Origin of the sequence: Cyclobacterium sp., from assembly GCF_014762705.1 — a bacterium.
In the GTDB taxonomy this organism is placed as follows: domain Bacteria; phylum Bacteroidota; class Bacteroidia; order Cytophagales; family Cyclobacteriaceae; genus Cyclobacterium.
On record NZ_JABURL010000050.1, the window covers coordinates 159,323 to 165,489 of the forward strand.

A 6,167-nucleotide genomic window follows, 5' to 3' on the forward strand; every position below is an offset into this window, starting at 1 on the left:
TGGGCTTCCTATCTTAAATGCCGAACCTCGGAATATGGTTAATGTAACCTTATAAATTGATCCCGACGATCTCGATTCTGCACTGTGCTATTTCAGCGTATAGACAATCAGCACCGGGTTTTCGGATGCTCTTGCCTTCATGGCTGTTTCTGCGAAATTCCTTCCCTGGTTTTTTACCCAGTTTTCAAATTCCGCCTTTCCCATATTGTTTTTTTTCTCCATTAGGGTTTCATACAGATCCCTGCCAGGTACTTTTAAACCTACCTTTCCCGGTTTAAAACTATATTGCAACCCAGGAGCATCGTATCCTCCATCAATATCATTTGTAAGGCGTTTCTCAATGAGATGAGTCTTATTTTGTTCCCGATCAAAGAATAAAAAGATTGCTTTTTTTTCATAAGCCAGCAGGGTAAAGAGGTGCTTTTCGGAAATAAGGTATTGACCACGGAAGTACAACCTGGCTCTGTTATTGATAAAATCCAAGCTTTCCATGCCAGGATCAAGCCTTTTAATCTCATCAAGGTCCTGCCCGTATTTTCCGAAATCAAAAACGAGCTTTGGCATAAAATTGCCCTTATCCACCTGATAGATGGTATCCAGATAGGTCATTCCAAAATAAAGATTCTCTGTACTTTTCTGGAAAAAATTTCTACCGGAAAAATTTCCATACAGCCTCTCAGGATGGAAAGGAAAATACTGAATGGTGTCCTGAAATGATTTGTTGAAGCTTTTGACAAAATAATCTCCCGGATCCCGGGTGTCGGTGAAAAGGTACAATCTTTGGTCAAATGCTGAAAAAACACCCGGCCCAATAGGGTCACGAAACGAAAGCTCCCGAAGGAATTCACCCTCCAGGCTAAACCACATGATCTTGCGTGGGAATACTCCGAGTAGGACTATTTCCTCGTCAACAAATGCCGCATCATCAAAGTCAAGGTATTGGCCAGGGCCCTCTCCATAGGCACTTATCTTTGACAAGTACTTGCCGGATGTATCGAAAATATGGATACACTTGCAGCCGTAAATATCCAGGGTGTAGATTCGGTTTTCGTGAAAAAGTATTTTATGCAATCCGGCATTGAGTTGGGCCTCCTCCGAATCATCCTCCAGCCAGATGTATTCAATAGAAGGCTCGAAAAACTCGGATAACTTTCCGGTACGCGATTCCGAAAGATCCACGGAGATTCTTTCCAGACCAGGAACGGAATTAGGTTTTTGATTACAACCTCCAGGCAAGCCTATAAAAATTCCCAGCAACAAAACGTAAAGCCAGTACTTAATAAATAGCAGAAATTTAAAAAAAGAGGCTTTAGCTAAACCGACAATACTTAATGTAGGGAGTGAAAGTTTCATGGCAAAAAGAATTAGATAGTTAAATTACTAAAAAATATTGACATTTTAAGCCATTTAACCTCTGCCTGGTGAAAATGAGCCAGGAATTTTTCCCAGTACTTCGAAAAAGGGAGCAAATGTGGGATTAAAATGCTCAGGGATTTTCTTTCCAGATTTTATCTGCCGCATCCAGATACATGGGCAGGGCAGCAGAGCCATACCAGGGGTACAGTTTGACGTCCAAATACCCCGCCTGAATGGCAGGGTCGCTGCTCACCAAATTCCTTGCCTCTTCTAATGTGGTTACATCAAAGATAAAGATCCCCCTATACCGGTCATCATTTTCTCCCAGAGGACCTGCGATCAATAACTTACCGGCTTCCACCAGCCGGCGGATGTTGGCCATGTGACCTGAAAAGGCCTTACTGACCTCGGCTTTATCGACCGGGGCTGTGCTTCCGGTCTCAAGAATGGCCAGTACGAAACTTTTCATCCCGTAAGCATCTGCACCAAGGCTGTCAGCAAGCGCTGCGTTGTATTGGAGATTGGTACCCTGGGCGATAGAGATAAGACCAATTCCTGTCAGAAAGTATAGGATAATCAAGAACTTCATTTTCTTATAGAAACGCTATTTATTGGTACGCTTGATTTGCCCCATCAGGTTGTTCAGGCTTTCGGCCAGGGTAGGGTGGGCGATGGGCAGGTGTTGGATCTGATTATAGGGAATCCCCCCAACCATGGCCATTTGTATGACAGCCATGATTTCTCCCCCGTCCATGCTGAGGATGGTGGCTCCGAGAATTTGCTTGCTTTCCGGGTCTACCAGCACTTTGAAAAAACCCCTGGTTTCATCGGTTTCAAGGGCCCTTCCTGAATGTTTCATCCAAAATTTCCCGGTTTCATAAGGAATGCCCCGTTCTTTGGCCTGCTGCTCGTTCCATCCAACCCGGGCAAGTTGGGGATCTATGAAAACACAATAGGGTACCAAACGATTCTTCGCTGAGAGCGACTTGTTTCCTTCAAATATCCGGTTAAAGGCAATATGGGCATCATGATAGGCCATATGGGTAAATGGGGGGCTTCCTGCCACGTCTCCCAGGGCATAGATACCCGGTACGGAGGTTTCAAAGTTGTCGTCCACGACTATATGACCGCTACCGGCCAACTTCACACCAATGGTTTCCAGGCCAAGTCCTTCACTGCTCGGCTTTCGGCCGGTAGCTACCAGCAAATGCGAACCACTGATGCTGCCTTTGCCCGCTTTATCATCATAGCTAACCGTAATCTTCCCATTGGCAAAGCTGACCGTTTTTACCTCTATATTGAATATGGTATCGATTTGTTCCTCTTTGAAAATGGCTGAAATTTCTTCGCAAACATCGGTATCCTCCTTGGGCACCAGCCGAGAGGCCATGTCCATGATGGTCACCTTGCTGCCGAACCTTTTGAACATTTGGCCAAATTCCAGGCCGATATACCCTCCTCCCAGCACAATCAGGTGTTCCGGTGTTTCCTCCAATTCCATGATACTGGTACTGTCCAGGTAAGGGCAATCGCTCAAGCCTTCAATCGGAGGGATATTGGGGCCTGATCCGGTATTGATAAAGTATTTTTCAGCTTTCAGGGCCAGGTCTTCCTGCCCGGGCCTTTTGACCAATAGTGTTTTATCGGCCTGGAATACTCCCTCACCCATGATGATGTCCAGGTTTTCGGCTTTTTGTAACCCCTTGGTAGCTCCTCCCCGAAACAATTCCACGATATGGTTTTTCCTGTCCCTAACCGCTTTTTGGTCTACACTGAAGTCTTTGACATTTACCCCAAAATCACCTGCCCTGCCCACCAGGTGAGCGATTCTGGCAGAGGCGGCCATGGTTTTGGTTGGGGAACAGCCATCATTGATACAGGTTCCTCCCAGAGCTCTTTTTTCTATCAATGCCACAGAAAGGCCTTTGGCACTTATTTTTTTTGCCAGCGGCATCCCCGACTGACCGGCTCCGATTACTATGGCATGGTATTTCTTCATAGATATTTATTCCTCTACTTTGATGCCTTTCCAAAAGGCTACATGGTCCTTGATGTCCTTTGCAGCCTCCTTGGGCTTGGGATAAAACCAGGCAGCATCTCTGTTAATATCTTCCCCGATCCTGACATGGTAATAACTGGCCCTACCTTTCCAGGGACAATCAGAGGTGGTGTTGGATATTTCAAAAAATTCCCTGTTCAGAGATTCATGGGGGAAATAATGGTTGTTTTCCAGAAATTTTGTTTCCTCTGACTGAGCTAAAATTTTATTTTTCCAAATGGCTTTCATAGGCATGGGTATAATTTCAGAATAAGATAACTAAATCCCTGCCAAAAACAAAAAGCGACCTATTTGGGTCGCTTTTTGTTTTTACTTTTATTCATGAATTTGAGATTGATAACCTCTTTTTCATTTAAGAACCTGTATTTGCCACGGGCTATGTCTTTTTTACTCAGGCCGGCAAACATTACCCGGTCCAGTGCCGTCACCTCGTATCCAAAATGCGCAAAAATCCGGCGCACGATCCGGTTTTTTCCGGAGTGGATTTCCAGTCCCAAAATGGTTTTGTCAAGAGAAAGCACCTGCAGGTCATCTACCATGGTCAGCCCATCCTCCAGAGTCACACCTGCTATAATAGCTTCCAGATCATTTTTCGCCAGGGGTTTGTCCAGGGTTACCTGGTAGATCTTTTTGACCTGATAGGAAGGGTGGGTAAGCTTGGCCGATAACTCACCGTCATTGGTAAACAAAAGAAGGCCAGTGGTATTTCTGTCTAGTCTGCCCACAGGAAACAAGCGTTCTTCGCAGGCCCCATCTACCAGGTGCATGACAGTCTTTCGTTCCAAGGGATCATCCGTAGTGGTGATAAAATCCTTAGGTTTATTAAGCAGCAGGTAAACGGGTTTTTCAGGTCGAATGGCTTTCCCCTTATACATTACCCTGTCTTTCCGGATGACCTTATAGCCCAATTCGGTAACAACCTTTCCATTCACTGCAATTTCCCCTTTTTTAATCAGCTTGTCGGCTTCCCTTCTGGAACATATGCCTGAATTGGCAATGAATTTATTGAGGCGGATTTCATCCGCATCTTTGTGGGCTTGTTTTTGAATGGATGTAAGGTCGTATTCCGGCTGGGTTTCGGATTTACTTTTGTTTTTCCTTGATTTGGTTATGGGAGAAAAGGGTTTTTTGAAAGGTTTCTTTTTATTGTCTCTTTCCTGGAAGGAGCCATAAGTAGGTTTCTCATTTTTGCCCCGGCCTTTGTACTCGCTCTTTTCTGCCTGAGTACTTTTTTCCCCAGTTTTGGGTTTGTCTTTGGAAAACCGGTCTTTGCTGCCGGTGCTGGTACGGGAAGATTTCCTGGTGAAATCACCGTCTTTTTTATCAAATTTTTTCATAAATCTGCAGCATCTCTGCTGTATTAGCCTATAACTTGGTAAGAAGCTTGAAATGAAGGAATTGCCTTCAATCAATGCGGCTGCAAAATTAGACTATTTTTATGGATTAATTTTAAAATCGATTAAAAATCAATCATTTTGATTGCCAATTTCATTTTCCTCTGTTTTGAAATCCCTGGGTTGAGGCAATTCGCTCAGGTCATTTATGCCGAAGTATTCCATAAATTTGGGGCTGGTACCGTAAAGTATGGGTCTGCCTATGCCTTCTGACTTTCCTTTGATGGCGACCAATGATTTTTCCAATAATTTTTGGACGGAATAGTCGCAATTTACCCCTCTGATCTGTTCAATTTCAGATTTGGTCACAGGTTGTTTATAGGCGATAATAGATAAAGTTTCCAGCTGTGCGGTAGACAACCTTTTTTGGGATTGGTGTTTTTGAAGGATAGAGATACTGCTTTGGTAGGCGGGTTTGGTTAAAAACTGATAACCTCCGGCTAATTTTTCCAGGCTGAATGCATGCTCCTCCGCCTGGAATTTTTCCTGCAGGGCTGCTACTGCAATTTCCAGGTGTTCCATCGGGACCTCTGATTCAAACATTTCAGTCAGGCATTTCTGTATCTCTTCCAGACCCAAAGGATCGGAGGAGCAAAATACCAAAGCTTCAATATGCCGGTGTAAAAAATCCAATGCTATTTTTTTGCCATTTTTGCTTCAATGCTGTGCATGGTATGAGGTACAGCACGCAGCCTTTCTTTGCTGATCAGTTTTCCTGTATCCACACAAACACCATAGGTACCGTTCTTAATTCTTCTCAGCGCATTTTCGAGATTGATGATAAATTTTTGTTGCCTTGCTGCCAACTGGCTTAAATTTTCCCTTTCCAGGGTATCGGCACCGTCTTCCAGAAGTTTGGAAGTAGAAGCAGTGTTGTCCGTTCCGCTGTCGTTTTGTTTGCTAAGAGATCTTTTTAGCTGCAGAAATTCTTCTTTGGCTAAGGCAAGTTTATCATTTATCAGCACTTCAAATTCCTGAAGTTCTTCCTTGGAATAACTGGTTTTTTCTCCCTGACTCATATACAGTTCTTTTTAAAAATTTCCCTAAAATACAGTGACATTTCTTAAATCAAAAATCTTATTTTTTTTATTTGTTTTATTTGAAATCAGGGAGATAAGGCCGAAAGAGATTTAATTTTTAAATGAGCAGAAATTTTCGTTTTGATGGAAGATTAATCTTTTTATTAATTCCGAACTGCTATTATATTTGGGATTGTTCTTTAGGAGTTAATTCGAAAATGTATTGTAATATCTTTTTTGAATTATTCCTTTAATTGTATTAATTTCAACATAGCTAAATAAACAAAAAATAATCTAATGAAAAAAATCCTAGTAGTAGACTTATGTCTGTCTATTATA

7 protein-coding genes are annotated in these 6,167 nt (G+C 43.0%); all 7 read right to left on the bottom strand.

The features are described from left to right. Positions 1-87: 87 nt before the first annotated feature. The gene (locus HUJ21_RS09945; RefSeq protein ID WP_291369288.1) at positions 88-1,353 is read right to left on the bottom strand and encodes a 6-bladed beta-propeller; all 1,266 of its coding nucleotides are present in this window, start codon (positions 1,351-1,353) and stop codon (positions 88-90) included. Positions 1,354-1,486: 133 nt separating this feature from the next. Continuing rightward, positions 1,487-1,945: a YciI family protein gene (locus HUJ21_RS09950; protein WP_291369289.1), complete on the bottom strand. Its 459-nt coding sequence runs from the start codon at positions 1,943-1,945 to the stop codon at positions 1,487-1,489. 15 nt (positions 1,946-1,960) lie between these two features. Next, positions 1,961-3,355 carry a mercuric reductase gene (locus HUJ21_RS09955; RefSeq protein WP_291369291.1) on the bottom strand — a complete coding sequence of 465 codons (1,395 nt, stop codon included), beginning with the start codon at positions 3,353-3,355 and terminating at the stop codon, positions 1,961-1,963. Between the two features lie 6 nt (positions 3,356-3,361). Continuing rightward, entirely contained in the window at positions 3,362-3,643 is a 282-nt protein-coding gene (locus HUJ21_RS09960) for a DUF427 domain-containing protein (protein ID WP_291369293.1), read from the bottom strand. Between the two features lie 59 nt (positions 3,644-3,702). Further along, positions 3,703-4,752 carry a pseudouridine synthase gene (locus HUJ21_RS09965; protein WP_291369295.1) on the bottom strand — a complete coding sequence of 350 codons (1,050 nt, stop codon included), beginning with the start codon at positions 4,750-4,752 and terminating at the stop codon, positions 3,703-3,705. Positions 4,753-4,881: 129 nt separating this feature from the next. Next, on the bottom strand, positions 4,882-5,442 hold the full coding sequence (scpB, locus tag HUJ21_RS09970; protein ID WP_291369297.1) for an SMC-Scp complex subunit ScpB: 561 nt from the start codon (positions 5,440-5,442) through the stop codon (positions 4,882-4,884). 2 nt (positions 5,443-5,444) lie between these two features. Continuing rightward, a complete protein-coding gene (locus tag HUJ21_RS09975) occupies positions 5,445-5,828 on the bottom strand; it encodes a TraR/DksA C4-type zinc finger protein (RefSeq protein WP_166149943.1) in 384 nt (127 codons plus the stop codon). Between the last annotated feature and the right edge of the window lie 339 nt (positions 5,829-6,167).